We start from the raw sequence: 26004 nt of genomic DNA on the forward strand, positions 1-26004 counted from the left end.
GCGGTGACGGCGGGCTGCCGGCCGGCCACCTTGAGGGGGTGACACTGCGGGAAGATCGCCGGTTCTCTGGTCACAAGGCGAGCAAATTGTGTCGTCATCATGACTGAAAAGCGCGGGTATCCGTCAGGAACTCGATCAGCCAGCCGAGCACACCGCCCACCGCGCCCCGCCCGCGAGCCGTCCGGCCGGCTTCCCGGATCGCCTCCCGGAATCCACACGCCGGGTGTGCGCGCCCTGCGGCGAAGGGGTGGCCCCTCCCGCCGCCATGCGCCGTGATCAGCGGCGTGCATCCGGTCGTCACACCGGTTCAGGAACCCGTCCGGGCCACCCGCCGCGAGTCCGGCCGACGGGGAGAGTGAGCGAAGCCGCTTCCGGCCCGTTCTTCGGCGACATCGCCCACCGTCCGAACTCAAGCTGCAGAACAGGCCATTCCTCTTGGCTCCACCGTCGTTGACGCGTTTCACGCGAACTGTTAGAACGATCGGCGGAAATGGCGCGCTGCTTCGGTGGCCGCAGTACGGGGGTGGGGGCACTTCTTGAGGACACTCGCACGGGGGATTCCGGACTCGAGAGCCGGAAACGAGCACGCCTGACAGGTCATATTTAGGAACGCCGGGACTGTCGACGCATGCCCGCGGGCATGTCGACACATCACGCCCTGGCGTCTCTCTCATTCGCACACTCGCGGCGGTGTTGGCGCATTTTCATGCCACCCGCTGGCTTAGCTTGCCCATCTCGGCCTACTGAACGGTGTGGAAAGTGAAAGCATATCTGGCCATCCTGCGCATCGGTGACTACCGGTTGCTCTGGTCGGCTCTTGTGCTCAACCTGCTCGGCGACGGTGCCACGTACGCCGCGCTCGCCTGGATCACGGTGGAGGAGGCCGGCGCCGCCGGTCTGGGAATCCTGGGAGTCTGCCTCACGCTCCCGGTGATCGCCGGAGGGGCCGTCGTCGGCCCGCTTCTCGACCGGTTCTCCCGGCGCAAGCTCTTCATCTACGACTCGGTGTTCCGGGGCGTGGTCGTCGCGCTGATCCCGCTCCTCGCCTTCGCGGACTCCCTCGATGTCTGGCACCTGTACGTCGTGGCGCTGATGTACGGCTTCCTCAAGATCATTCCGCTGGCCGGCACACCCGCCGTGCTGCCCGAACTGGTGCCCGCCGACAAGCTCCAGGCGGCCTCCGGCCTGGAAGCCACCGCCATGGGCGCTGCCAACGTCCTCGGCCCGGCCATCGGCGCGGGTCTGATCACCCTCTTCGGCGCCCCCAACGTGCTGCTCCTGGACGCCGCGACCTACCTGCTCTTCGCCTTCCTGATCAGCCGGATCAAGGCCCCGATGGGCCGCCCCGAGCCGGCGGAGACCACCGGTGACGCACCGCAGCGGCCCGGCTGGGCGCCCGTCTTCCGGCTCATCGTCCGCGACCGGTTCCTGCTGGTGCTGACGCTCTCGTTCGGCGCCTTCAATGTCTCCGCCGGCGCCCTGGTGGTCGCGCTGCCGTGGCTGGCGAAGTTCGAGTTCGCCAGCGGTCCCGGGGTCCTCGGCCTCATGCTGGCCGTGATGGCGGCGGGCGAACTCATCGGCTCGCTGGTCTCCGGCGCCGTGCAGACCTCCGAGAAGCAGATGCTCCGCATCGGTGTCTTCCAACTGCTCTCCGGCGCCGTCCTGTTCTTCCTCATCCCGACCGCGCTGCCCTGGATCCTGCTCGGGCTGGCGCTCAACGGCATCCTGTCGGCGCCCATGACCGTCCTCGGCGGTGTGGTGCGCATGACCCGGGTGCCCAACGAGATGCGGGGCCGCGCCATGACGCTGATGCGCACGGTGATGGCGGGCGCCCTGCCCGCCGGTTCCGCGCTGGGCGGCTTCCTGCTCACCGACAGCCACTACCACGGGCTGATCATCGCCGTCGCCGCGCTCGCGGCCGCGCCCGGCATCCTCACGGTCGTCCTCTTCCGTCGTACCCCGTTCAGATTGGGGGTGACCGCGGCCGATGACCAGCAGACCAGGAACGACACCGTCCCTTCCGGCTCCTGACGCCGGCGAACCCGTCCTGCTCGTCACCGACCACCCGCGCGCCCTCGACAGCGGTACGGCGCCCTTCCGCACCCTCACCGTCGACCTGCCGCCCCTGCCGCGCCACAACGCCGGTGAGGAGGGCGCCCTCCTCCTCGCCGCGTACGCCGTGCTCCTGCACCGGTACACCGGCCGCCGCCGGCTCCTCGTCGACACCGACCGCGGAGCCCTGGCGCTGACCGTGGACCCGGCCGGGCCGGTCGACGCACTGCTGGCCGGGTGCGCCGCGCCGCGGCCCGCCGGGCCCCCGGCCGGCACCCCGGTGCGGTACGCGGATCACACGACGGCGGCGGCGGAGGCGGGAGCCGCGTCGGCGCCCGGCGAGGCGTGCGAGCTGCTCCTGATCCGGGACGGGGACAAGGCCCGCCTGGCGTACCGCTCCTCCCTGTTCGAACCGGCCACGATGGAACGTTTCTCCGAGCACCTGCTGCGGGTACGGGAGTTCCTCGCCCGCCGGCCCGACGCCACCGTCGGCGAGGCGGACCTCCTCGCGGAGGGCGAGCCGGCGCTGATCCTCGGCACCCTCAACGACACGGCCGTCGACTGGCCGGACACGGCCACGGTCCACGGGCTCTTCGCCGAGCAGGCCCGGCGCACCCCGGAGGCCACCGCCGTCACCTGGGCCGACGGCCGGATGGACTACCACGAGCTCGACCGGCGGTCGGCGGACCTGGCGGCCGCGCTGCGCACCCGCGGGGTGCGCACCGGCGACCGGGTGGGACTCCGCGCGGCGCACGGCCCGGAACTGGTCGTCTCGGCGCTGGGCATCCTCCGCGCCGGAGCGGCCTACGTCGCGCTGGAGCCCGACCACCCGGCCGAGCGCACCGGCTGGCTGCTGGCCGACTCCTCGGTGCGGGTGCTGGTCACCGGCCCCGGCCTCCCGGCGGCCCCGCCCTTCGACGGCACGGTCCTGACCGTGGACGTCCGGGACCACGAGCACGCCGCCGTCACCCGGCCCCCGGACGCCGGAGCACAGGCCCCGGCCGACTCGGTGTCCGCCGGAGACCTGGCGTACATCTGCTACACCTCCGGCACCACGGGCACGCCGAAAGGCGTCCAGGTCACGCACCGCAATGTGGTCCGGCTGGTCAAAGGAACGGAATACGTACCGTTCGGGCCGGACACCAGAATGCTGCCCACCGGTTCGGTGGCCTTCGACGCGAGCACCTTCGAGATATGGGGACCGCTGCTGAATGGCGGAAGTCTCCACATGTCCGACCGGGACGTCATTCTCAACGCCCGGGAATTGGGCCGGGAACTGAGCACGCGGCGGATCACCACCATGTGGCTGACCTCCCCGCTCTTCAACCAGCTGGTGGAGCAGGACGCGAAAGCGTTCCGCGCCCTGAGGGAACTCGTCGTCGGCGGTGACGCGCTTTCCTCCCCGCACGTGGCGAAAGCCCTTGACGCCTGCCCGGAATTGACCGTGGTGAACGGGTACGGGCCGACGGAGAACACCACGTTCTCCCTCACCCACCGCGTCACCCGCGACGATCTGGACGGCCGCCGCATTCCCATCGGCCGGCCGATCGCCAACTCCACCGCGTACGTCCTGGACGAGGCGGGACGCCTGTGCCCCGTCGGCGTACCGGGTGAACTGTGCCTGGGCGGGGCGGGCGTCACGCTCGGCTACCTGGGCCGGCCGGACCTCACCGCCGAGCGGTTCACCGAGGACCCCTTCGTCCCCGGCGGCCGGATGTACCGCAGCGGCGACCTGGCGCGCCTGCGGCCCGACGGAGTGATCGACTTCCTCGGGCGCCGCGACCACCAGGTCAAGATCCGCGGGTTCCGCATCGAGCCCGCCGAGGTCGAGAAGGCCATGCTCGGTCACCCCCGCGTCGCCGAGGCCGTCGTGACGGCACGTCCCCTGCCGGGCCGCGGCGACCTGCGGCTGTGCGGCTACTACGCCGGCCCCCGGCCGCCCGGACCGGAGGAACTGCGCGACCACCTCGTCGCCACCCTGCCCGGCCACATGGTTCCCACCCACCTGGTGCCCCTGGAGCGGCTGCCGCTCACCCACACCGGCAAGGTGGACCGGGGCCGGCTTCCCGACCCCGACGGCTCACCCCTGCTCGCCGCGACCCCGTACACCGCGCCCGCCGACGACGTCGAGCGCACGCTCGTCGAACTGGCCGAGGCGGCACTCGGCCTGACCGGCATCGGCACCGGCCACGACCTGCGCGACCTGGGCGCCGACTCGCTCACCGCCACCCTGATCGCCGCCCGGGCGCAGGAACGGCTGGGCCGCCACTGCCCGGCGGGCGCGGTCCTGCGCAGCGGTACGCCCGCCCGTCTCGCCGCCCTGCTGCGGGACTCCACCGCCTCCGTCGCGGCACGCATCCCGGCCGCGCCCGACGCCGACACCTACCCGGTGGCCCCGCAGCAGCGGCAGGTCTACCTGGAGCAGATCAAGGACGAGCGGGCCGTGCACTACAACGTGCCCGTCACCCTCGACCTGCCCGCCGGCACCGACCCGGCGCGCCTCGCCGACGCCCTGCGGCGGCTCCCGGAGTACCACGAGGCGCTGCGCACCCGCTTCACCATCGAGGGCGGCGAGGTCCGCCAGTGCGTCGAGGACCACGCCGAACCCTCGGTACGGGTCGTCGGCGACCCGCGCGACGCCACCCCGCCCGGCGCGTTCGTCCGCCCCTTCGACCTGGCGCGGGCTCCGCTGTGGCGCGCCGAGGTGCACCGGGCCGGTGACAGTGTCCGGCTGCGGCTGGACCTGCACCACATCATCGTGGACGGCTTCTCCCTGACCCCGCTCCTGGAGGACCTGGCGCTGCTGTACGAGGGCGGCGAACCCACCCCGCCCGCCCGCAGGTACCGGGACTACGCGGTGTGGCTCCGGGGGCGTGACGCCGCCGCGGCCCGCGAGGCGCAGGCCCCCCACTGGGAGGAGGTGTTCGCCAAACCGGTCGACCCGGCGGACCTGCCCACCGACCGTCCCCGCCCGGCGTTGCGCGCACTCGACGGCGACGTTGTGGCCTTCGGCCTCGGCCGCGAACGGACCGACCGGATCCGCGCTGCGGCGCGCGCGCACGACGTCACACCGTTCGCCGTGCTGGCGTCGGCGTACGCCCTGCTGCTGGCCGGGCTCAAGGGCACGTCCGACATCACGATCGGAACCCCGGTGTCCGGCCGCACCGTCCCCGGACTGCACCGCACCGTGGGCATGTTCGCCAACACCGTCGTCCTGCGCCTCGACGCCGACCCCGCCCTGCCGTACGACGCCTTCCTGCGGCGTACCGGCGAGGCCGCCGAGGAGGCCTCCGCCCACCAGGACTTCCCGTTCGAGGAGGTCGTGGCCCGGACGGCCCCCGGCCGGGACTACAGCCGCACCCCGCTGTTCGACGCGCTCCTCGCGCTGCACAGCACCCGCTACCTCTCCGTCGACTTCCAGGGCACCCGCGTGCCACTGCGCCTGGAACAGACCGGCCAGGCCGTCTTCGACCTCAACATGCAGATCCACGAGACCCCCGGCGGCCTGGAGGTCGCCTGGCAGTACGCGGCCGGTCTGCTGCGCCGCGACACGGTCGAGTCCTGGCGCGACACCTTCACCACGGTGCTCGACACGGCGACCACCGACCCGACCACTTCCCTGGGCGCACTCCTGCCCGCCCCCTCCGGCTTCGACCTCGACTTCGATCTCTGACTGCACACGGCACCACGCACACGCACTGCCCGTCACGCACTCACTCGCAGCTCGATCCAGGAGACACCTATGCCGTCGCACCACCCCGAGGCAGCACCCTCCGCGCAGGCCGCCCACTGGCGATCCCAGCTGGCCGCGCTCACGGAGACCTCCGGCTTCCTGTCCGACTTCCGCCCGCCGGCGGACCGGGAGCGGGTGCCCACCGCCACCCACGCGGTACGCCTCGGACCCGAACCGACCGCCCGCCTCGACCGCGTCAGCCGCGGCCGGCCGGAGCAGCTGCACGTCGTCCTGACCGCCGCCCTGATCGCCCTCGTCGGCCGCTGCACCGGCCAGGAGGACGTCGTCGTCGCCCAGCCCACCCGCGGCGCCGCCCCCGGTCACACCGGCGGACCGCTCCTGCTGCGCACCGCCCCCACCGGCACCCTCCGTGAACTGCTCGCCCGGGTCGCCGCCGCCGTCAAGGAGGCCGAGCGCCACCAGGACTGCGACGTCGCCGCCCTCGCCGCCGAACTGGGCCGCACCGACGCCTTCGACACCGCCATCGAGCTGGCCGGCTTCCACGACGCCGGGTACGCCACCCCCGCCGCCACCCGCTTCACCGTCTCCCGCGAGGACGACGGACTGGTCGTCACCGTCACGTACGACACCGACCGCCTCGCGGAGGACTCCGTCCGCCGCATCGCAGGCCACTACGCCCTGCTGCTGGACCTCGCCACCTCGCAACCCGACCGGCAGGTCACCGACCTGCCGCTGTGGACGGACGAGGACGCGGCGGTCGTCGCGGCGAGCAACGCCACCGAGCGGCCCTTCGACCGCGACGCCACCCTGCACGGCCTGTTCACCGCGCAGGCCGCCCGTACTCCCGATGCCCCCGCGCTCCTCACCGACGCCGGCACCGTGACGTACGGCGAACTCGACGCCCGCTCCGACCGGCTCGCGCACACCCTGCGCGGACGCGGCGTCGGCCCCGGCACCGTCGTCGCCCTGGTCGCGGAGCGCTCGCCCGAGATGATGACGGGCCTGCTCGCGGTGCTGAAGGCGGGCGCCGCCTACCTGCCCGTCGACCCGTCCTACCCGCAGGCCCGCATCGACTTCCTCCTCGCCGACAGCGGGGCGCGCCTCGCGCTCACCCAGGCCCGGTTCGCCGCACTGCTCGGCGACACCCCGGCGCTCGACCTCGAGGACGCCGCCGCGTACCCCGACGCCGACGGCCCGGCCGGCCCCGCGGGCGGCGCCGGCGACGTCGCGTACGTCATCTACACCTCCGGCTCGACCGGCCGCCCCAAGGGTGTGCAGGTGGAGCACCGCAGCGCCGTCAACCGGCTGGCCTGGATGCAGAACGCCTACCCTCTCGGGGCCGGCGACGTCATCCTGCAGAAGACCTCCGTCTCCTTCGACGTCTCCGTGTGGGAGCTGTTCTGGTGGCCCCTCGCCGGCGCCGCCCTCGCCCTGCCCGCGCCCGGCGCCGAGAAGGACCCCGCCGAGCTGCTCGCCGCGCTCGACCGGCACTCCGTGACGACCCTGCACTTCGTGCCGTCGATGCTCAGCATGTTCCTCGGCCACCTCGACCGGTTCGGCGACGTCTCCCGGGCCGGGTCCGTACGGCAGGTCTTCGCCAGCGGCGAGGCCCTCACCCCCGCCCAGGCCGCGCAGTTCGCCGAACTGCTCCCCGAGGCCCGCCTGATCAACCTCTACGGTCCCACCGAGGCGACCGTCGACGTCACCCACCAGCCCGTCACCGGCCTCGACCGGGCCGACAGCCGCGCCCGGCTTCCCATCGGCCGGCCGATCGACAACATCCGGATGCACGTCCTCGACGACCAGGGCCGCCCCTGCCCCGTGGGCCTGCCCGGTGAACTCCACGTGGCCGGCGTCGGCCTGGCCCGCGGCTACCTCGACCGACCGGAGCTGACCGCCGAGAGGTTCACCGGCGGCGCCGCCGTCGGCGAGGAGCGCCTCTACCGCACCGGTGACCGCGCCCGGTGGCTGCCGGACGGCACCCTCGACTACCTCGGGCGCGTCGACCTCCAGGTCAAGGTCCGCGGCTTCCGCGTCGAACCGGGCGAGATCGAGGAACGGCTGCGGGCCCACCCGGACGTCCGGGACGCGGCGGTGGTCGCCGTGGACGACGGCCTGACCGCCTCGTTGCGGGGCTTCGTCGTCCCGGCCGGGGAGGCCCCGGCCGAGAGCGCGCTCAAGGACCACCTGCGCGAGGCGCTGCCCGCCTACATGGTGCCCGGCCGCATCCTCGCCCTCGACGAACTGCCGCTCACCCCCAACGGCAAGCTGGACCGCGCGGCCCTGCGCAGCCCGGATGCCCTGCGCCCGAAGCCCGCCGACCATGTCGCCCCGCGCACCGAGCACGAGAAGACCCTCGCGGAGATCTGGCGCGAGGTCCTCGGACGGGACCGGATCGGCGTGAACGACAACTTCTTCGCCCTCGGCGGGAACTCGATCCACTTCGTGTCGGTCCTCGCCAAGGCCCGCGAGGCGGGGCTGGAGTTCACCTTCCAGCAGCTCTTCAAGCACCAGACCATCGCCCGGCTCGCCCGCTGCATCGAGGACGGGACCGAATCCGCGACCGCCGAGGCGGACGTCGCGGCCCGCGGCGCGTTCCGGCCCTTCGAGCTGATCGGCGACGCCGACCGGGCCCTGCTGCCGGAGGACGCCGAGGACGCCTACCCGCTCTCCATGCTCCAGGCCGGGCTGATCTTCCAGACCGAGATCACCGGCGGCCTCGGCCAGTACCACGACGTGCTGAGCTACTCGATCACCGGCACCTTCGACACCGAGGCCTTCACCGAGGCCGTACGCCGGCTCACGTCACGCCACCCGATCCTGCGTACCACCTACCACCTCACCGGCTACAGCGAGTTCCTCCAGATCGTGCACCGGGAGGTGGCCCCGCCGCTGACCGTCGCGGACCTGCGCCACCTCGACGCGGCCGGGCAGGAGGCCTGGCACCAGGAGTGGCTGGCGAAGGAGAAGGCCCGCCGCTTCGTGTGGGAGGAGGGCGGGCTGGTCACCCTGCACGTCCAGGTGCTCGGCGACGACCTGTTCCGCTACACCGTCAGCCAGCACAACTCGGCACTCGACGGCTGGTCCATCTCACTGCTGCACACCCAGCTGTTCGAGCTGTACCACCAGCTGCTCGACGGCCGCGACACCTCGCGCCCGTCCGTCGACAACCACCTGCGCAACTTCGTCGGCCTGGAGACCGAGGCACTGCGCTCCCCGCAGTCCCGGGACTTCTGGCTGGAGGTGCTGCGGGATCCGCACCCCGCCGACGTGCCGCCCCGGCCCGGTGCCGAGCCCACCGACGACTTCAGCGTGGTCCTGCGGGACGTGCCCCTGCCGAGCGGGCTCACCCAGCGCATCGAGGCGACCGCCGACGCCCTGTCGGTGCCCTTCAAGGACGTACTGCTCGCCGCCCACATGAAGGTCCTCGCCCTGGTGTCCGGGCAGGACACCGTGATGACCGGCTACGAGCACAGCGGCCGGCCGGAGCTGCCGGGCGCGGAGACCACCCTCGGCCTGCACCTCAACACCGTGCCCTTCCAGGTGGACCTCGCCGGCGGCAGCTGGGCCGACCTGATCCGCCGCGTGTACCGCGCCGAGCTCGACCTGCTGCCGCACCGGCGCTACCCGATGGCCCGGATGAAGCAGGACCTCGCCACCCAGCGCGTCCTGTTCAACACCACGTTCAACTTCACCCACTTCTACCTGCTCCAGAACCTCAAGAAGCTGCCGGAGTTCTCCCTGCTGGACATGCGGGTCGACTCCGAGACGGAGTTCCCGTTCCGCACCGAGTTCTCCCGGCACTTCTTCGACGACGAGCTCCAGCTCTGCCTGCACTTCCACACCCACCTGTACGACGAGGCGCAGATCGACCGGATCGGCGGCTACTTCGTGCGGGTGCTGGAGCTGATGGCCGCCGAACCCGACGCGCCGCACGAGGCCCACGCCCTGCTCGCGGACGAGGACCTGGCCCTGCTGGGCCGCACGCCCGGCCCCGCCACCCGCCCGTCGGGCCCGGCGGGTTCGACCGCCGGCAGCGCGTCCGAGGCCACCGTCGCCCGCATCCGGGACGCCTGGGCGGACGTCCTCGGCACCCCGGCCTCCACCATCACCCGCGACGGCGACTTCTTCGCCCTCGGCGGCAACTCCCTGCTGGCGCTGCGCGTCGTACTGGAACTCGACGGCCTGGTCACCCTGTCCGACCTCACCCGCATCTCACGCCTCGGTGAGCTGGCCGCCCTGGTGGACGAGCGCTCCGCACGCGAGGAGAGCGGCACCGGCCAGGAGGAGGGCGAGCTGCTCCAGCGGCTGACCAGCGCCCCGGGCGAGGCCGCCGTCGGAGCGGTGATCTGCGTCCCGTACCCCTGCGGCCACCCGGTGAACTTCAAGCCGCTCGCCGAGGCGATCGAGAAGCTCACCCCCGACCTCGTCGTGTACGGCGTCGAGCAGCCGGGCCACAGCCCGGAGCGCCGGGGCGAGTTCACCGACGTCACCGAGACGGTGCTGCGCGTCGTCGACGAGATCGAGCAGCGCGCGGACCTGCCGCTGATCCTCTGGGGCCACTGCGGCGGCGCCGCGGTGACCGTCGAGCTGGCCCGCGTCCTGGAGGAGCGCGGCTTCGACCTCCGGCACGTCTTCATCGGGTCCAAGCTGCTGCCGCCCGTCTCCGACATGCGCGAGTCCATCGCCATGATCGACGGCTGGAGCGACGAGGAGATCATCAGGTACATGGTCGAGGAGACCGGCTACAGCGAACTGGACGGCCTCGACCACCGCTACATCTCCTTCCTCGGCGACTCGTTCCGTCACGACGTCTGCGGCGGCTACCGCTACTTCATCGGGCGCACCGAGCAGCCGTCCGGGCGGCGCATCGAGGCACCGTTCACCGTCGTCGTCGCCGACGACGACCAGGGCCTCGCCCACGCCGCCGAGGCCCACCGCTCCTGGGGGCTGCTCGCCGAGGACGTGCGCTTCCAGCGGCTGGCGTCCGGCGGCCACTACTTCGTACGAGGAAACCCCGCCGGCACCGGCGAACTGATCGAGCGGGCGTGGGCCACCACGACCGAGATGGAGGGCTGACATGCCGCAGATACCCGTCCTGTGCTTCCCGTTCGCCGGCGCCGGCGCCTCGGTGTACCGCCGCTGCCAGGAGTACGGCAGCGACACCGTCCTCATCACCCCCGTCCAGCTCCCGGGCCGTGAGGAGCGCTTCGGCGAGCCGCTGCACACCGACGTCGTCGCCGCCGTCGACGACCTCCTGCCGTCCGTGCTCGACCGGATCGCCGGCAGCCCCGCGGTCGCCCTGTTCGGCCACAGCCTCGGCGCCGTCCTCGCCTACGAGATGGCCCACCGGCTGTGCGCCCTGGGCCGGCCCGAGGTGGTGAAGCTCATCGTCAGCGGCTCGCCCGGCCCCTGGACGCAGCGCCGGACCAGGGCCACCGGCCTCACCGACGAGGCGTTCCTGGCGCAGGTGCGGGAGTTCGCCGGGTACACCCACCCGGCACTGGAGCATCCCGACCTGCGCGAGATGCTCCTGCCGCCGCTGCGCGCCGACGTGGAGATGCACGAGAACTACCGGGCGCCCTCCGGCAAGCCCCTCCCCGTCCCGGTCGTCTCCGTGCGGGGCGACCACGACGAACTCGTCTCGCGCGACGAGGCGGAGGAGTGGGAGGCGGCCACCACGGCCGCGTACCACCACGCCGAACTGCCCGGCGGGCACATGTACGTGGTGGAGTCGCCCGACGGCCTGATGCGCCTGCTCGACGCCGAGCTGGCCGGACTGGCGGTGCGACGGTGACCGCACCCGCCCCGACGGCACACGACGTGCCGACCGCACCGGCCGGGCGCCCGCCCGGCCGGCTCGCCGGGAAGACCGCCCTGGTCACCGGCGCCGCACGAGGGATCGGCCGGGCGTGCGCGGTGGCGTACGCCCGGGCCGGCGCCGACCTGCTCCTCACCGACATCGGCCGCGACCTGCCGGGGGTGCCCTACCCGCTGGGCACGGCCGACCAGCTGGCCCACACCGCGCTCCTCTGCCGCGAACAGGGCGCCGGCTCCGTCGTCACCGTGCCCGCCGACGTCCGCGACACCGAGGACGTGCGCGCCGTGGTGGACGCGGCCCTCGACCGGTTCGGCAGGATCGACGTCCTGCTCAACAACGCCGGGATCGCCGCCCCCTCGGGCAAGACCGTGCACGACATCACGCCCGACGAGTGGGACCTGATGCTCGACGTCGACGTCTCCGGCGCCTGGCGGATGATCCGGGCCGTCGGCGGCGCCATGACCCGTCAGCGCTCGGGCAGCATCGTCAACGTCGCCTCGACCGCCGGGCTCGTCGGCTACCGCCACTTCGCCGGGTACGTCACCGCCAAGCACGCGCTGGTCGGCCTGACCAAGGCCGCCGCCCTGGACCTCGCGCCGTTCGGGGTCCGGGTGAACGCCCTGTGCCCCGGCTCGGTGCGCGACGACGAGGCGGCCGAGGGCCGGATGCTCAGCGAGATCGCCCGGTCCCTCGACGTCCCCGTCGAGGAGCACGAGCAGACCTTCGTGGCCGCCCAGCCGATGAACCGGCTCATCGAGCCGGACGACGTGGCGGGAGCCGCGCTGTGGCTCGCGTCCGACGAGTCCCGACAGGTGACCGGTTCGACGGTCACCGTGGACGGAGGGTTCACCAGCCGATGACCGACGACCACCTCCACGATCCGTCCGCCGCGGGGCGGCTGTGCCGCGCCGTCGCCCTGCGCGTCCACACCGGCGCCGACCCCGAGCGGCTGCGCCGCGACGTCACGCTGCTCACCGGCACCGCAGGCGCCCGCCTGTGGGTCGAGGACGTGCCCGACGGGGCGGAGTCCCCCGCCGCGGCCGACGCCCGGGAACGCGAGCTGACCCGCCCCGCCGACCCGGCCACGGGACCCGGCCTGCGGGCGGTCCTGCTGCGGTACGCCGACGGGGGCGCCGACCTCGTCGTCGTCGCCCACCGGGCGGTGCCGGCGGACCCGTACGAACTGGCCCGCGCCCTGCTCGACCCGGCCGCCCGGCCCACCGCCCCGGTCCCCGCGGAGCACGGCGCCGCCGGGCGGCTCGGCGAGCAGGTGGCCCTGCTCGACCGGGCGCCCGCCCCCGACTGGGGCCTCGGCGAACCCGGCGCGGCCGGCGCGGGCAGCCGCTCCTTCACCCTGCCGGTCCACGGCGACGCCCCGGCGGCCGTCACCGCCGCGGCGGCGCTCGGGCTGGTCCTGGCGCGCTGCGCCGGCGGTCCCGGCGTCGAACTGGGCACCGGCCCCGGGCGCAGCATCACCTTCACCGCCGACCCCACCGCCACGGTCGGGGAGTACCTGGAGCGGATACGGCGCGCCGAACCGGGGCCGTCCCGCACCCCCGCGGCCGGCCTGTACGTCACCGAGCCCGCCGAGGTGCTCACCGGCGAGGGCCTCAAGGCCGAGGTCATCGAGGACCGGCCGTTCCTCGCCCCGCTCCACCCGCTGTCGGTGCACGTGGCGGACGACGGCTCCACCGTCCTGTCCGGTGTCTGCCACCACCGGCGCTCCGCCGTCGGCGACTCCGCCGTCGAGTGGCTCACCGGCATGCTGGTCACCGCCCACCGGGGCCTGGTCACCGCACGGCCGGACACGCCGCTGGCCGACGTCCCGCTCTTCGACGACGAACAGCGGCAGCGCCTGGCCGTCCTGGGCGGCCTGGGACGCGCACCCGTCGCGCCCGAGGCGGCCGGCGAACGCATCGAGCGGACCGTGCGGTCCTGGGCCGAACGGACCCCGGACGCGACGGCCCTCACCTTCGAGGGCAAAGAGCTGACGTACCGTCAGCTGGATGAGCGGGCCGACCGGATCGCCGGCGCGCTGCGGAAGCTCGGTGTCACCCCGGCGGACCGGGTGGGCGTCTGCCTGGACCGCACGGCCGACCTCGTGGTGATCCTGCTCGCCGTGCTCAAGGCGGGTGCGGCGTACGTCCCGATGGACCCCGCCTACCCGGCCGACCGGCTGGCGTACATGACCGAGGACGCGGAACTGTCCCTGGTCGTCACCGAGTCCGATGCCTTTCCCGCCATGGAGGGCGTGCGGACGGTCCACCCCGGCTCCCTCGCCGCCGCGGACCCGGACGGGCAGGCGCCGGAACCCGGACCGCTCTCCGCCGACGCCGCCGCCGCCTACGTGATCTACACCTCCGGCTCCACCGGCCGCCCCAAGGGCGTCGTCGTGCCGCACCGCAACGTGGCGGCCCTCATGGACGCCACCCGCGCGGACTTCGGGCTCGGCGGCCGGGACGTGTGGACGCTCTTCCACTCCAGTGCCTTCGACTTCTCCGTGTGGGAGATCTGGGGCTGCCTGACGACCGGTGGCCGGCTCGTCGTCGTGCCCTACTGGGCGTCCCGGGACCCGGAGCGGTTCGCCCGGCTGCTGGGCGAGGAGGGGGTGACCGTCCTCAGTCAGACCCCGAGCGCGTTCGCCCAGCTGATGGAGGCCGACCGGGCCGAGCCGGTGACGGACTCGGTGCGCCTGGTCGTCTTCGGCGGCGAACCGCTGGACACCCGCCCGCTGTTGTCCTGGCTGGACCGGCACCCGGCGTCGCGGTGCCGGCTGGTCAACATGTTCGGCATCACCGAGACCACCGTGCACGTCACCGCCCAGACGGTCACCCGCCGCGAGGCACTGACCGGTTCGCGGTCCGTCGGGCGCCCGCTGCCCGGCTGGCACCTCTACGTCCTCGACCCCGAGGGCCGCGAGCTGCCCCCGGGCGTCGCCGGCGAGATCCACGTCGGCGGGGCCGGAGTGGCCGGCCAGTACCTGAACCGGCCCGAACTCACCGCGCAGCGCTTCATCCCCGACCCGCACGCCACCGGACCCATGTACCGCAGCGGCGACCGGGGCAGGCTCCTGCCCGACGGCAGGCTGGAGCACCTGGGGCGCCTCGACAACCAGGTGAAGCTGCGCGGCTTCCGCATCGAGCTGGACGAGATCCGCGCCCGGCTGCTCGACGCGCCCGGTGTCGCGGCGGCCGCCGTGGTGCTGCGGCAGAAGCCGGGCGACGCGGCCGGCGCGCGGCTGGACGCCTATGTGGTGCTCCGCGGCGGGGACGGGGTGCCGGGCCCCGACGGCGCCGCGCCCGCGACGGGAACCGAGGAGGTGCGGCGCCACGCGGCACGGTTCCTGCCCGAGCACATGGTGCCGTCGACGGTCACCGCGCTGCCCGCCCTCCCGCTCACCCCCAACGGCAAGATCGACACGTCCCGGCTGCCGGAGCCCCTCGCCGGCGGGCGGAGCACGCCGGCCGCGGCGGACGAGGAGGCCGGCGACCTGGAGACCCGGTTGCGCGGCGTGTGGGAGAAGGTCTTCGGGTTCCGCGTCGGACCGGACGACGACTTCTTCGCCCTAGGCGGCAACTCGCTGCTCGCGGTGCGGCTGCTGGCCGCGCTCCGCGAGGCCAGCATGCCCGTCTTCCCCCTGCCGCAGCTCTACCTGCACCGCACGGTACGCACGCTGGCGGCCCACCTCACCGCGGCGGAGGCACGCGCATGAGGAGAACACTCGCCCTCGTCGGCGCCGGCTCGCAGATCTACCGGGAGTACCTGCTGCGCTCGGTGGCCGGGGAGTACGACGTCCACCTGCTCGCCGACCGCGCGCCCACCTGGGAGGCGCCGTACCTCACCGGGCACACCGTCCTCGACACCGCCGACCCGGCCGCGCTGGCTGCCGCCGCCCGGGGCCTGGGCTGCTCCGGGGTCGTCACCTGGGACGACACCCGGGTCGTGCAGACCGCCGAACTGGCCCGGCTGCTCGGCCTGCCGGGCAGCCCGCCCGAGGCCGTGCTGCGGTGCCGCGACAAGCGGGCCACCCGCGAGGCGCTCCGTGCCGCGGGGGTGCCGCAGGCCGAGTCGGTGCCCGTCACCTCGCTCCCGCAGGCCCGCGCCGCCGCCGCGCGGGTGGGCTACCCGCTGGTGCTCAAACCCCGGGCGCTGAACGCCAGTACGGGCGTGGTGAAGGTGGAGTCCGCCCACCTGCTGGCCGGCCGGTTCCGGCTGGCCCGCGCGGCGACCGCGCCCGGCGCCGTCGAGGTGGCCCCCGGGGACGTCCTCGTGGAGGAGTACCTCGACGGCCCCGAGATCAGTGTCGACGCGGCCTGGTACGAAGGCCGGATGTCGCCGGCCTTCGTGGCCCGCAAGGACTGCGGCTACCCGCCGTACTTCGAGGAGGTCGGCCACCTCGTCGACGGCCGCGACCCGCTGATGGACGACCCGCGCGTACGGGACGTGGTGGCCGGTGCGCACCGGGCCGTCGGCTTCACCACCGGGTGGACCCACACCGAACTGCGGCTGACCGCCGCCGGTCCCAAGGTCGTGGAGATCAACGCCCGGATCGGCGGCGACCGCATCCCGGACATCGGCCGGCTCGCCCTCGGTGTCGACGCCGCGCTCGTCGCCGCCCGCGTGGCCTGCGGCGACGAGCCCGGCATCCGCCCCGACCGGCACCGCGTGGCGGCCGTCCGCTTCCACTATCCGGAGGCGGACTGCATCGCCCGCCACGTGTCGATCGACCGCGCGGCGCTGCCCGCCGGGGTGGACTCCGCCCTCCCGGTCGCCCTCCCCGGCCAGGAGTTGCGGCTGCCGCCGCACGGCCATGTCGCCGGCCGCTACGCCCTGGTCACCGTCGTCGGCGAGACCCGCGAAGGGTGTTTGGCCGACCTCGACAAGGCCGCGCCCGCGATCGGTCTGGAGGTGCTGCGCCCCCTGTGACGCGGGGCGGCCACCCGACTTGCCGGTGGCCGCCTCAGCCGCGCACAGGGCCGACGACAGCAGGGGGCGATACCTGCGGCCAGGAGCGGACCTGCTCCCAGGGCGGGATCCTGCCTGGGCCGGGGGGCAGAGTGGCCGGGGCACAACACCCCTCCCCCAACCCTCTGCCCCACCTTGGTCGAACTGACAAGCCCTTGGGTGTGCCGGAAGCGATTGCGGTACTCCGTCGGTGCGGCGCTGACGCGCAGGGTGCAGCCCTGGCCGCGCCGTACGGTCACCCCGTGATCGAGCGCGGCCCGCTCGACGGGCTCCAGTTCAGCGGCGCGGAGGAAGTCGCCCACCTTGCCCGGATGTCGAGGTGACCGACACCGTCCCGGGACACCCCTTCCAATAAGCTGCGGCGGCCGGATCTGACACCATCAGCCGCTTTTCATGACCACGAGTTACCACTGCTCGACTGCTGCCCGCAGCATGCCGTAGCCTCCAGCGCTTCGGCCATCCCCGTGCGGTCGTGCTCAGAACGGCCGGCCCTGGCCCTCCCGCACGAACAAGGTCAGCGGTCATCGACTCGGACGCCGGCCCGGGCCTCAGGTGGCTGACCTGGGCAGTCGTTGAGGCTCTCTTGAGGTTCCGGGCACTTGAATCGAGTCAACATCCTTCAACCTTCACAGCTCCCCCGCAGGGCATCCACGGCTTCAAACAACCCATTTGCCGGGTTTGATCCTTCCGAATTCGGCACATGCCGGAAGCAGTCAAATTCGGCCAGCCCTCGGGGCACGTCTGCCTCGAATGATCACCCTCACGTTACTGTTCGTGCCCCCCTCGGACGCTCGTTCGAGGAGTCGGGTCAACGCCCCCGACCACCTGTGATTCTCAAGCGAACAGCGTGCGTCAAGAGGGTGGTGCCCGCCCGGTGCAGCAGAAGGACATCTCAGTGAGTCATCCACATTCGCAGGAGGCACCTCCTGCCCGCCGTACTCGGCTTGCGGTGCACGCCGCCTGTCTGACGGCCCTCCTCGCAGGCGGGATCACGATCCCGAGTCCGCTTTTCTCGCCCGTCGCGCAGGCCGCCGAATCGTGCCGGAGCCACGTTGCCACCTACGTGATGGAAGTGACCCCCGGCACGGGCTGGACCAACGTCGCCAAGCCGCGCCTGCTGCGAAAGTACGTCGACTGGGATCCCAAGAACGGCGATACCAACGGCACGATGCTCGACACCGGCAAGACAGGGCAAATTCCGTACGGTAGCCGAGTGTTCACCGGTGGTCAGGGCGTGATCTACGAGATCACCAATGAGGGCGTCCTGAAGTCCTACAAGGACAAGACCGACACCGGTGGAAGCTTGCTGACCCCCGCGCGCACGTACGACGTCAACTGGACCACCCGCAAGCGGGTCTGGTCCAACGGCAGCCGCATCTTCTCCGTGCACGAAGGCGGCAAGCTTGAGGTCTTCAAGCAGAGCGATCCGGCCACCGGAGCAGGAACGGTGAGCCTCCTCGGTACGCTGCCGTTCGACAGACCAGGCGTCCTCGCGTTCAAGAACGCCGATGACGTCTGGGCGGCCGGCAATCGGATCTTCACGCTGAAGGACGGAGAAATCCGCGCCTGGGACTACCGTGAAGAGGGAACCATACCGGTCCTGCCGGACAGCGGCGTTCTCCTCGCTTCAGGTCTGACTGACGCGGTCAACGGATGGAGCCCGGGACCGGGTTCCGTCTACACCGCCACCAGCGCGAAGGACTACTCCGGCATCGTCAGAAGCTACACCGGCACCACTGCGCTGGCCCTGGCCAACGACGATGTCATGACCGGCCTGTACGGCGATGTGTTTGCCGATACCGCCTCGTGCCTGGTGGATGCGCCGGACACCAAGCCCGTTCTCGGCAGCATGCCGACCGAAACCGAGACTCCTCCATCAGCCGTCACGGATGACACTCCGGACTCCGAGCCGGTGAACCCTGCGCAGTTCTCCGGCAAGTTCGTCCTGGGCGACGGTCGGCCGGCCGCCGGCATGACCGTTCGAGTGGAGGCCGACAACGTAACCGAGGAAAGCGACACGGAGACCGAGCTGACCACGCTCGGTACCGCAACCACCGCGTCGGACGGCACTTGGAAGCTCGAGCTCCCGGCCACGCTTGCCGCCTCCGTAAGCAGCGCGGCCGCTGAGAACGGCGGGGCCGTCAACGCCATGGCCAGCGTCATGGGGAAAACCTCTACCGGCGTGCCGATGCGTGGTGTGGACCATGTGACCGCAGCGCCGGCTACCGCGCCCGCCACCGCTCAGGCGCTGGCGGCAACTGCGGCGGAGGACTCCGCGAAGCCGGTGCCGGTCCTCCCCCTCAGCGAGGACACCGCACCACAGCCGACCGAGCAGGAGTACGCCCAGAGCTGGGGCGCGCAGCAAGAGGCTCTGGCGCAGGACACCTTGGGCGACAGCCCGCTGCCCATGTGGCAGAGCGATGTGGGCAACCCCTCCACTGCCGACCCCTACATCGTCGGTGGGGTGGACACGAAGCGGATGTCCATCGAGCCGTATGACGGCGGATGCGACAAGACCAGCGAAAAGGTCATCGACAAGAAGACCTACTACACGACCGTCGCGGAAGGCCATGCCTACTGGGACGCCAAAGCCAGCGTGGACTACGACCAGAAGCTTGCCTCCAACGTGGAGGTCGCGGTGAAGACCGGTTCAAACTGGTCGGTCCAGGGCTCGGTGACGCTCGGCTCCTCGATGTCCGTCACTACCGGATACACCAACCGGGGACCGCACTTCGCCAAGCAGTGGAAGGTGCCCATCCAGTACAAGAAGATCAAGATGATCTGGAAGTGCGGTGGCGGCAACACCTTCACCCAGTACAAGATTCAGGCCGGGAAGTACCATGTCCCCGCCGGCGGTGCCACCGGCAAGTACGGCAAGGACGTGCGCAACAAGGACGGTATGACCGCCTACTACAACTCCCCGAAGTCCCATCGGGCCTACGTGGAACGCGGCGCCTACTTCCAGCTTTCCAAAAACCGAAGCATCAAATGGTCCGGGGCGGTCACTGCCTTCGGTGTCACGCTGGGCGGCTCCACCCAGTTCGACAGGGAACACAAGCAGCGCATCACCGCGGGAATGAAGTCGGGGTCCCGGCACGACATCTGGGGGAAGAATGACAGGGTCTCGGGTAAGCCGGGCATTTTCTTCTCGTTCTAGCCTGCTGGTCATGATTGCTGTCGTTGCGCTCAGTGCCTGCTCGTCCCAAACGGACTCGGTCGAGTCCGGCCGGGCACTGGCCAGCGAGGGCACCCAGTCCAGCGGCGTCGTGGGGACCGAGCATGCCAAGGTCGGTGAGACGTGGTGGTTCGCGCTGCCCGTACCGGTCAACACCACCTCGCACCCTATCGAGATCACGGACGTTGCAGTGATCCACGTTCCACACGGAATCAAGGTGTTGAAGTACGGCGCATACAGCAAAGTGGACACCGAGGGCGTCCCCCTCTTGGTACGTGAAGGCGGTGACGCCCCCGACTTCGCCAGGCTGACCGACCACATCAAAAGGCCGGTGAAGGTAGCCCCCGGGGCTGAGAGCGACATCTTCTACCTCGCCAAACTGAAGATCACCTCTCCCCCTCGAGGAAACGCCCGAAAGTGCCGGTTCGACTACCGCCAGGGCGACCAGAACTACACACAAACCCTCGACTGTGAAGTCGAACTGAAAACCGGCTAGGAGCTGCGGGTCGGTACGACACGCAGCTGAGGGCAACAGACGCCAGGTCCTGCTTCGAACCACGAAGCAGGACCTGCGCGCGTTCACGAGCGAGGTGGTCAGCTACTCCGGAGCCGGGTCGGCCGCACGGAGAAACGGGTTCTCCATCACCCCGTCCGGGGAGCAGGGGACGGCCAAGTGGTGCCGCTCGAGTCCCGCGGAACGAGTCGAGCACCGGGCCCTGCACATCCGAGTCGACCCGTGCCCCGGCGAAAAACCTCACGGCCATCGGCAAGCCCGCCGATGTCGTCCCAGGAGGTGGGAGGAAGGGTCTTGTCCCAGATCGAGCTCACTGTGCCCGACGGCGCGTTGGCCGAGGAAGGCGCAGCGAGCATCCAGCAGGACCTGGCGCGGGCTTTGCTCTCCTGGGTGGGCGCACCCGACCTGGAGATAATCCGTTGCCTGCTGTGGTCCTGCCCTGCATGCGCTGCCTGCCGGGGCGCTGGTCACCGCGGCCGATGACGCGCCTCGCTTCCGGGGCGACGTCACCGTGCCGTCCGGTGTCCTCGATGACGAGCGGCGCGCCACGAGCAGCCGGACGGGACCTGGGGAGCGGGCGGCAGGATCATGCGCTTCACCGAGGTCGCGGGGCTCGCCACGGACTGAAGACATCACCACCCGCGAGCCTCGTGCCTGCAGTCCGCCGCTCCGGGGTCAGCCCGTCATGACCTGGCGGAGCAGGTCGACGAGGGGCTGAACGGGGACGGTGGGGTCGAACGCGCGCTGGACGCCGATGCCGATGCCGAGACTGAGCAGGGTCAAGGCGGCGGTGTCCGCGGGCAGGTGGGGCGTGCGGCCCAGTTCCCGCAGCTGAGCCCGGATGAGGTCCGCGAGGGTCTCGGTGACGGCGCGCCGTCGGTGGGCGAGCTGTTCGCAGACCTGTGCGTCGTGGCGGTTGGCGGTGGCGAACTCGACTTCCAGCGCGGTCCACGAACTGTCGCCGATGTGCTGCTCGGCCCACCGCGCGAAACCCGCGATCCGGTCCTCCAAGCGGGGCGCGTCGCCCATCTCGGCGGCGATGTGGGCCACTTGCTGCAGGGCGATGCGGTCCAGGACGGCCAGGCAGAGCTCGTTCTTGGTCGCGAAGTTGGAGTACACCGCACCCTTCGAGTAACCGGCGGCCTCCGCGACCCGCTCGATGGAGGTCGTCGTGAAGCCGTCGCGCAGGAAGAGCTCGTGAGCGGTGTCGAGGACGTGTTCGCGGGTGCGGGCCTGGCTCTCGGCCCGGGTCAGTCTTGCCACGCCTGCAGATTACCGCTAGCTTCCGGATTCCATTGATATCTGAATTCCGGGAGAATCCATGGCCTTACGGCGTGCGCTGGTGGTCGGGTGCGGCGGCACGCTCGGCTTCGCCTGGACGGTCGCGGCGCTCACCGCGGTGGAAGAGCGACTGGACTGGGACGCGCGGACCGCCGAGGTGTCGGTGGGGACGTCCGCCGGAGCGGAGGTCGTGTCCGCGCTCGGCTCCGGGCGGTCCGTGTCCGATCTGCTCGCGGCCGTACGGGGAGAGCCCGGCGCGGACCCGGTGCTGCTCGGACATCTCCGCGCCCGTCCGGGTGCGCTGCCTCCCGTCCCGTGGCCCGGACTGCCGGGGGCCGGCCTGACGGCGGCTGCCGTGCGCGGCCGGGTCTCGCCGGGTGCCGGGCTGGTGGGCCTGCTGCCGCGCGGCCGGGGTGATGCGCAGTGGCTGCGCCGATTCGGGGCCGCGCTGGCACAGGGCCGCCCGTGGACGGAATCCGCACGCACGTGGCTGGTCGCGGCCGACACCCGCTCGGGCCGGCGGGTCGCGTTCGGGGCGCCGGGAGCGCCGGACACCGACCTGGGCAGCGCGATCGCCGCGTCCTGGGCGATCCCGGGCTGGTTCCCACCGGTGCGGATCGACGGGCGGACCTACCTCGACGGCGGGGCGGTGTCCCCGACCTCGGCGGATCTCCTCGTCCCCCTCGGACTGGACGAGGTGGTGATCGTCGCGCCCATGTCCACCTCCGGAGGCGCACCCGCCACCGGCCTGAGCCGTCTCGAACGGGTCCTGCGCCGCTGGATGACCCGGACCGTCGACGCGGAGGAACGGTTGTTGCGCGCGGCGGGCTGCCGCGTCGTCCGGATCGAGCCCGGTGTGGAGGAACTGGCCGTGATGGGGGCCAACTTCATGGACCCGCGGCGGCGTGCGGCCACCCTCGACGTCTCCCTGCGCACCGCACCCGACCGCGTCGAGCGAGCCGTCGACAGGAGCATCGCGGTATGAGCACCCACTTCGAGGTCATCGTCGTCGGCGCCGGCATCTCCGGGGTCGGCGCCGGGGCCAGGCTTCGCGGCGCCGGTGTCCGGGACTTCCTGATCATCGAGGCGGCCGACGACTTCGGCGGCACGTGGCGGGCCAACACCTATCCCGGGTGCCAGTGCGACGTCCCGTCCCGCCTGTACAGCTACTCTTTCGCACCGAATCCGGACTGGACGCGGGTGTACGCGCACCAGCCGGAGATCCTCTCGTACGTGCGGCGGGTCGCCGACGCCCACCGGCTGCGCGAACACACCAGGTTCGGGGTGCGGATGACCGGAGCGCGATGGCAGCCAGGCCCGGCCCGCTGGCTCGTCCGCACCGACGCCGGTGAGTTCACCGCCCGGTTCCTGGTCGCCGGCGCCGGCCCGTGGAACGAACCCCTCGTCCCGGACCTCCCCGGCCTCGACGGTTTCGCCGGCGAGGTGTTCCACTCCGCGCGCTGGAACCACGACTACGACCTGCGGGGCAAGCGGGTCGCGGTGCTCGGTACCGGCGCCTCGGCCGTGCAGTTCGTCCCGGCGATCGCCCCCGGCGTCGCCCGGCTCCATCTGTTCCAGCGCACCGCGCAGTGGGTGCTGCCCAAGCTGGACCATCACATACCGAAGGCCGAACGGTGGGCCATGCGCCATCTGCCGGGCGCGCGAGCCGCGGTGGCGGGGCTGGAGTACCGGGCCATGGAGACGCTCGGGCGCGGGTTCCGGCGCCCCGGGCTGATGCGCGGCGTCCAGGCCATCGCACGGGCCCATCTGCGGGCCACCGTGCGCGACGCCGCACTGCGCCGCAAGCTGACTCCCGACTACACCATCGGCTGCAAGCGCATCCTGTTCTCCAATCACTACTACCCCGCGCTGAACCGGCCGAATGTCGCCGTGCACGCCACCGCGGTGCACGCCGTCGAGGGCAACACGGTGCACGGCGCCGACGGCCGGGCCGCCGAGGTGGACGCGGTCATCCTCGGCACCGGCTTCCGCATCCTCGACTCGCCGCTCGCCGGCCTGGTCCGTGACGGGGCCGGCCGCTCGCTCGCCGACCGCTGGCAGGGCTCCCCCGAGGCATACCTCGGCACCGTCGTGGCGGGCTTCCCCAACGCCTTCATGCTCCTCGGCCCCGGCCTGGGCACCGGGCACTCGTCGGCGTTCGCCATCCTGGAGGCACAGCTCGACCTCGTCCTGGGGGCCATCGACGCCGCACGGGAGGGGAATTGGGCGGCGGTCGAGGTGCGCGGGGACGTGCAGGCCGCGTACAACGCCCGGCTGCAGGCCGCGCTGGCCGGCACCGTCTACAACTCCGGTGGGTGCAGGAGCTATTACCTCGACGCCAACGGCCGCAACAGCTTCAGCTGGCCCTGGTCCACCGGCCGGCTCCGCACCGACGTCGGACGGTTCGACCCGGAGGACTTCACCGTGTCCCCCGTGGAAGGCCGACGGCGGTAGAGAAGCCGTCGCCGGACATCGCGCGGGCGTGGTCGGCCCGGCGGGGCGTCAGCGCTCGGTCAGTGCGGGAAGGTGCTCGGCGAGATGCAGGGCGTGGAGCCGTGCGAACTCGTCGTGCGAACAGCGGCCGTAGGCGGGGTGAGGGGCGTGCTCGGCGGTGTGGCCGGTGAACAGGGCCACAGCCTCGGCGAGGCCGGCCGCCGCCTCGGGCACCGGCAGCGCCGGGTCCAGCGGGGGCGCGCCGTCGATCACCGCACCGAGCGGGTGCTTCATCGCTCCACGACGCAGGAAGACCCGCTTGGCCAGAGAGCCCGCCGTCGCCCGGAACAGGGCGGGCTTGAGTACGGGATATCCGGTCACGGAGTAGCGGACGGTCTGGGCACAGTGCTGCACCGTCTGGGAGAGATTCCAGGTGCTGCCCGGGGCCAGCAGGTCACGCTCGGGGCGGTCGAGGTTCTGATGGAGCCGCTCGACGAGTCCGGCCAGGTCGGGGGAGGACATGGTGCGAGCCTACTCAGGACCGGGGGCCCGCCCGTCTCCACCCCGGCGCTTATCCGATCCGCCCCGCCATGGACACGGGGCGGTATCGGTCGGCCCCGGTGTACGGCGTCGGCGGGATCAGGCGTCCTGGGCCGCGGCGAGGGACGCGGGGCGCAGGTCCGTCCAGTGGGTCTCGACGTACTCCAGGCAGGCCTCGCGGGTGTTCTCGGTGAAGGCGATCGCCCACCCCCCGGGGACCTCGGCGAAGGACGGCCAGAGGGAGTGCTGCCCCTCGTCGTTCACCAGGACCAGGAAACGGCCTTCGTTGTCGTCGAAGGGGTTGGTGCTCATGCGCGCTGCCTCCTCGGAGGGCCAAGTTTAGGTTAGGCTCGCCTAATTGACGGAGCTTAGCCTTTGGTCCTCCCCTCTCACAAGGAGAGCTCATGCGCGTGGCCGCGGCCGACAGTCAGGACGCGTTCGCCGGGTTCGGGCTGCCGGAGGCGCCCGGCAGTGCCGCGTTCTGGGCCGCTGTGGGGGCGCCCTCGTCGGTGCCCGCCGAGGGTGGCGGTTGGGTGACGCTGTTCCTGTGGCGCGGGTCGTCGCCGGTGACCGTCGAGTTCGAGAGCTGGTCGGAGCCGGTCGCCCTCCGCCGCTGGCAGGACACCGACTGCTGGTACGCCGAGGTGCACATGCCCGAGCGGCTGCGGCTGACGTACCGGTTCGTGGCGGGCGGCGCCGCCCATGCCGACCCCTTCAACCCGGCCGGGGCGGGCGGGGAGCGGTCCATCGCCGCGACGCCGGACGCCCCGGAGCAGCCGTACTGGCCGTTTCTCGGGGCGGACGCGGTGCTGCCCGTGCCGCGGGCGCGGATCCGCTGGGCGAGTGAACGCCTGGGCGGGCGGCGTACGGTGCGGCTTCATCCGGCGGGGGGTGGTGGGCCGGTGGTGCTGCTGCTCGACGGGGACGACTGGTTGTATCTGCATCCGGCCATGGCCGCCTTCGACTCGGCCGTGGCGGCGGGTGAGATGCCGCCGGTGACGCTGGTCTTCCTGCCGGCCAAGGACCGGGTCGCCGAGTTCACCTGCCGGCCCGACCTGTGGGAGGCCGTGCGTGACGAACTGCTGCCGCTGGTGGCGGAGTCGGACGTACCCGCCGACCTCGGGCGGCTGGTGGTCGCCGGGCAGAGCCTCGGGGGGCTGAGTGCGGTGTATGCGGCGCTGGAGTTTCCCGGGTTGGTGTCGCGGGTGGCGTGTCAGTCGGGGTCGTTCTGGTGGACGCCGGGTGCCCGGCGGGCGGCTGATCCGTTGGGGGGTCCGGTGGGGGGTGTGATCGCCGAGCGGTTGCGGGCGGGGGTTGATCTGTCGGGGCTGCGGGTCGCGTTCGACGTCGGGGAGCACGAGGACCGGATGCTGCCGCATTGTGAGGTGACCGAGGGGCTGGTGGAGCGGGCGGGGGCGACCGTGCGGGTGTCCCGGTCCGCGTCGGGGCATGATCGGGTGGGGTGGCGTCATGCGTTGGTCAGGGATGTCGGCTGGGCGCTTCGCGCGTAGCGCCGTTGTCGGGTGCGG

At 72.2% G+C, this 26004-nt stretch carries 15 protein-coding genes; 12 read left to right on the plus strand and 3 right to left on the minus strand.

All coding sequences use genetic code 11. The features are described 5' to 3' along the window. Nucleotides 1–759: 759 nt before the first annotated feature. The 9 genes from AB0F04_RS01225 to AB0F04_RS01265 all read left to right on the plus strand — a co-directional run bounded on the left by AB0F04_RS01225 (nucleotide 760) and on the right by AB0F04_RS01265 (nucleotide 20203). A complete protein-coding gene (locus AB0F04_RS01225; RefSeq protein WP_362036428.1) occupies nucleotides 760–2031 on the plus strand; it encodes an MFS transporter in 1272 nt (423 codons plus the stop codon). Continuing rightward, the gene (locus tag AB0F04_RS01230; RefSeq protein ID WP_362036430.1) at nucleotides 1988–5725 is read left to right on the plus strand and encodes an amino acid adenylation domain-containing protein; all 3738 of its coding nucleotides are present in this window, start codon (nucleotides 1988–1990) and stop codon (nucleotides 5723–5725) included. The genes AB0F04_RS01225 and AB0F04_RS01230 overlap by 44 nt, the downstream gene beginning before the upstream one ends. A gap of 69 nt (nucleotides 5726–5794) precedes the next feature. Beyond that, entirely contained in the window at nucleotides 5795–10825 is a 5031-nt protein-coding gene (locus AB0F04_RS01235; protein ID WP_362036432.1) for an amino acid adenylation domain-containing protein, read from the plus strand. A gap of 1 nt (nucleotide 10826) precedes the next feature. Beyond that, on the plus strand, nucleotides 10827–11543 hold the full coding sequence (locus AB0F04_RS01240; RefSeq protein ID WP_123540446.1) for an alpha/beta fold hydrolase: 717 nt from the start codon (nucleotides 10827–10829) through the stop codon (nucleotides 11541–11543). A 26-nt stretch (nucleotides 11544–11569) separates the two neighbouring features. Then, nucleotides 11570–12427: a glucose 1-dehydrogenase gene (locus AB0F04_RS01245; RefSeq protein WP_362037301.1), complete on the plus strand. Its 858-nt coding sequence runs from the start codon at nucleotides 11570–11572 to the stop codon at nucleotides 12425–12427. Further along, on the plus strand, nucleotides 12424–15279 hold the full coding sequence (locus AB0F04_RS01250) for an amino acid adenylation domain-containing protein (protein ID WP_362036434.1): 2856 nt from the start codon (nucleotides 12424–12426) through the stop codon (nucleotides 15277–15279). Before AB0F04_RS01245 ends, AB0F04_RS01250 begins: the two co-directional genes overlap by 4 nt. Next, a complete protein-coding gene (locus AB0F04_RS01255) occupies nucleotides 15276–16493 on the plus strand; it encodes an ATP-grasp domain-containing protein (protein ID WP_362036436.1) in 1218 nt (405 codons plus the stop codon). The genes AB0F04_RS01250 and AB0F04_RS01255 overlap by 4 nt, the downstream gene beginning before the upstream one ends. Before the next feature lie 913 nt (nucleotides 16494–17406). Further along, entirely contained in the window at nucleotides 17407–19689 is a 2283-nt protein-coding gene (locus tag AB0F04_RS01260) for a hypothetical protein (RefSeq protein WP_362036439.1), read from the plus strand. 10 nt (nucleotides 19690–19699) lie between these two features. After that, nucleotides 19700–20203, plus strand: a complete 504-nt coding sequence (locus tag AB0F04_RS01265) for a hypothetical protein (protein WP_362036442.1) — start codon at nucleotides 19700–19702, stop codon at nucleotides 20201–20203. A 693-nt stretch (nucleotides 20204–20896) separates the two neighbouring features. Here AB0F04_RS01265 and AB0F04_RS01270 read toward each other — a convergent pair. Continuing rightward, nucleotides 20897–21484, minus strand: coding sequence for a TetR/AcrR family transcriptional regulator (locus AB0F04_RS01270; protein WP_362036444.1), 588 nt, complete (start codon nucleotides 21482–21484; stop codon nucleotides 20897–20899). Between the two features lie 58 nt (nucleotides 21485–21542). Between AB0F04_RS01270 and AB0F04_RS01275 the strand changes: the two genes are divergently transcribed. Further along, nucleotides 21543–22487, plus strand: a complete 945-nt coding sequence (locus tag AB0F04_RS01275) for a patatin-like phospholipase family protein (RefSeq protein ID WP_362036446.1) — start codon at nucleotides 21543–21545, stop codon at nucleotides 22485–22487. Further along, nucleotides 22484–23956, plus strand: a complete 1473-nt coding sequence (locus AB0F04_RS01280; RefSeq protein WP_362036448.1) for an NAD(P)/FAD-dependent oxidoreductase — start codon at nucleotides 22484–22486, stop codon at nucleotides 23954–23956. The genes AB0F04_RS01275 and AB0F04_RS01280 overlap by 4 nt, the downstream gene beginning before the upstream one ends. A gap of 48 nt (nucleotides 23957–24004) precedes the next feature. Here the strand turns inward: AB0F04_RS01280 and AB0F04_RS01285 are convergent, their stop codons facing one another. Further along, entirely contained in the window at nucleotides 24005–24457 is a 453-nt protein-coding gene (locus AB0F04_RS01285) for a DUF1569 domain-containing protein (RefSeq protein WP_362036450.1), read from the minus strand. A gap of 117 nt (nucleotides 24458–24574) precedes the next feature. Next, a complete protein-coding gene (locus tag AB0F04_RS01290; protein WP_362036451.1) occupies nucleotides 24575–24787 on the minus strand; it encodes an MbtH family protein in 213 nt (70 codons plus the stop codon). A gap of 92 nt (nucleotides 24788–24879) precedes the next feature. Here AB0F04_RS01290 and AB0F04_RS01295 point away from each other — a divergent pair, with 92 nt between their 5' ends. Continuing rightward, the gene (locus AB0F04_RS01295; protein WP_362036453.1) at nucleotides 24880–25986 is read left to right on the plus strand and encodes an alpha/beta hydrolase-fold protein; all 1107 of its coding nucleotides are present in this window, start codon (nucleotides 24880–24882) and stop codon (nucleotides 25984–25986) included. Nucleotides 25987–26004 lie beyond the last annotated feature (18 nt).

It is taken from the genome of Streptomyces sp. NPDC029041 (assembly GCF_040637515.1).
Classification (GTDB): Bacteria; Actinomycetota; Actinomycetes; order Streptomycetales; family Streptomycetaceae; genus Streptomyces.

What these genes read in the sequence shown, in the direction of transcription:
- AB0F04_RS01230 (WP_362036430.1), top strand. Translation starts at nt 1,988, where the DNA reads ATGACCAGCAGACCAGGAACGACACCGTCCCTTCCGGCTCCTGACGCC.
- AB0F04_RS01235 (WP_362036432.1), top strand. Translation starts at nt 5,795, where the DNA reads ATGCCGTCGCACCACCCCGAGGCAGCACCCTCCGCGCAGGCCGCCCAC.
- AB0F04_RS01240 (WP_123540446.1), top strand. Translation starts at nt 10,827, where the DNA reads ATGCCGCAGATACCCGTCCTGTGCTTCCCGTTCGCCGGCGCCGGCGCC.
- AB0F04_RS01250 (WP_362036434.1), top strand. Translation starts at nt 12,424, where the DNA reads ATGACCGACGACCACCTCCACGATCCGTCCGCCGCGGGGCGGCTGTGC.
- AB0F04_RS01255 (WP_362036436.1), top strand. Translation starts at nt 15,276, where the DNA reads ATGAGGAGAACACTCGCCCTCGTCGGCGCCGGCTCGCAGATCTACCGG.
- AB0F04_RS01265 (WP_362036442.1), top strand. Translation starts at nt 19,700, where the DNA reads ATGATTGCTGTCGTTGCGCTCAGTGCCTGCTCGTCCCAAACGGACTCG.
- AB0F04_RS01275 (WP_362036446.1), top strand. Translation starts at nt 21,543, where the DNA reads ATGGCCTTACGGCGTGCGCTGGTGGTCGGGTGCGGCGGCACGCTCGGC.
- AB0F04_RS01280 (WP_362036448.1), top strand. Translation starts at nt 22,484, where the DNA reads ATGAGCACCCACTTCGAGGTCATCGTCGTCGGCGCCGGCATCTCCGGG.
- AB0F04_RS01285 (WP_362036450.1), bottom strand. Translation starts at nt 24,457, where the DNA reads ATGTCCTCCCCCGACCTGGCCGGACTCGTCGAGCGGCTCCATCAGAAC.
- AB0F04_RS01290 (WP_362036451.1), bottom strand. Translation starts at nt 24,787, where the DNA reads ATGAGCACCAACCCCTTCGACGACAACGAAGGCCGTTTCCTGGTCCTG.
- AB0F04_RS01295 (WP_362036453.1), top strand. Translation starts at nt 24,880, where the DNA reads ATGCGCGTGGCCGCGGCCGACAGTCAGGACGCGTTCGCCGGGTTCGGG.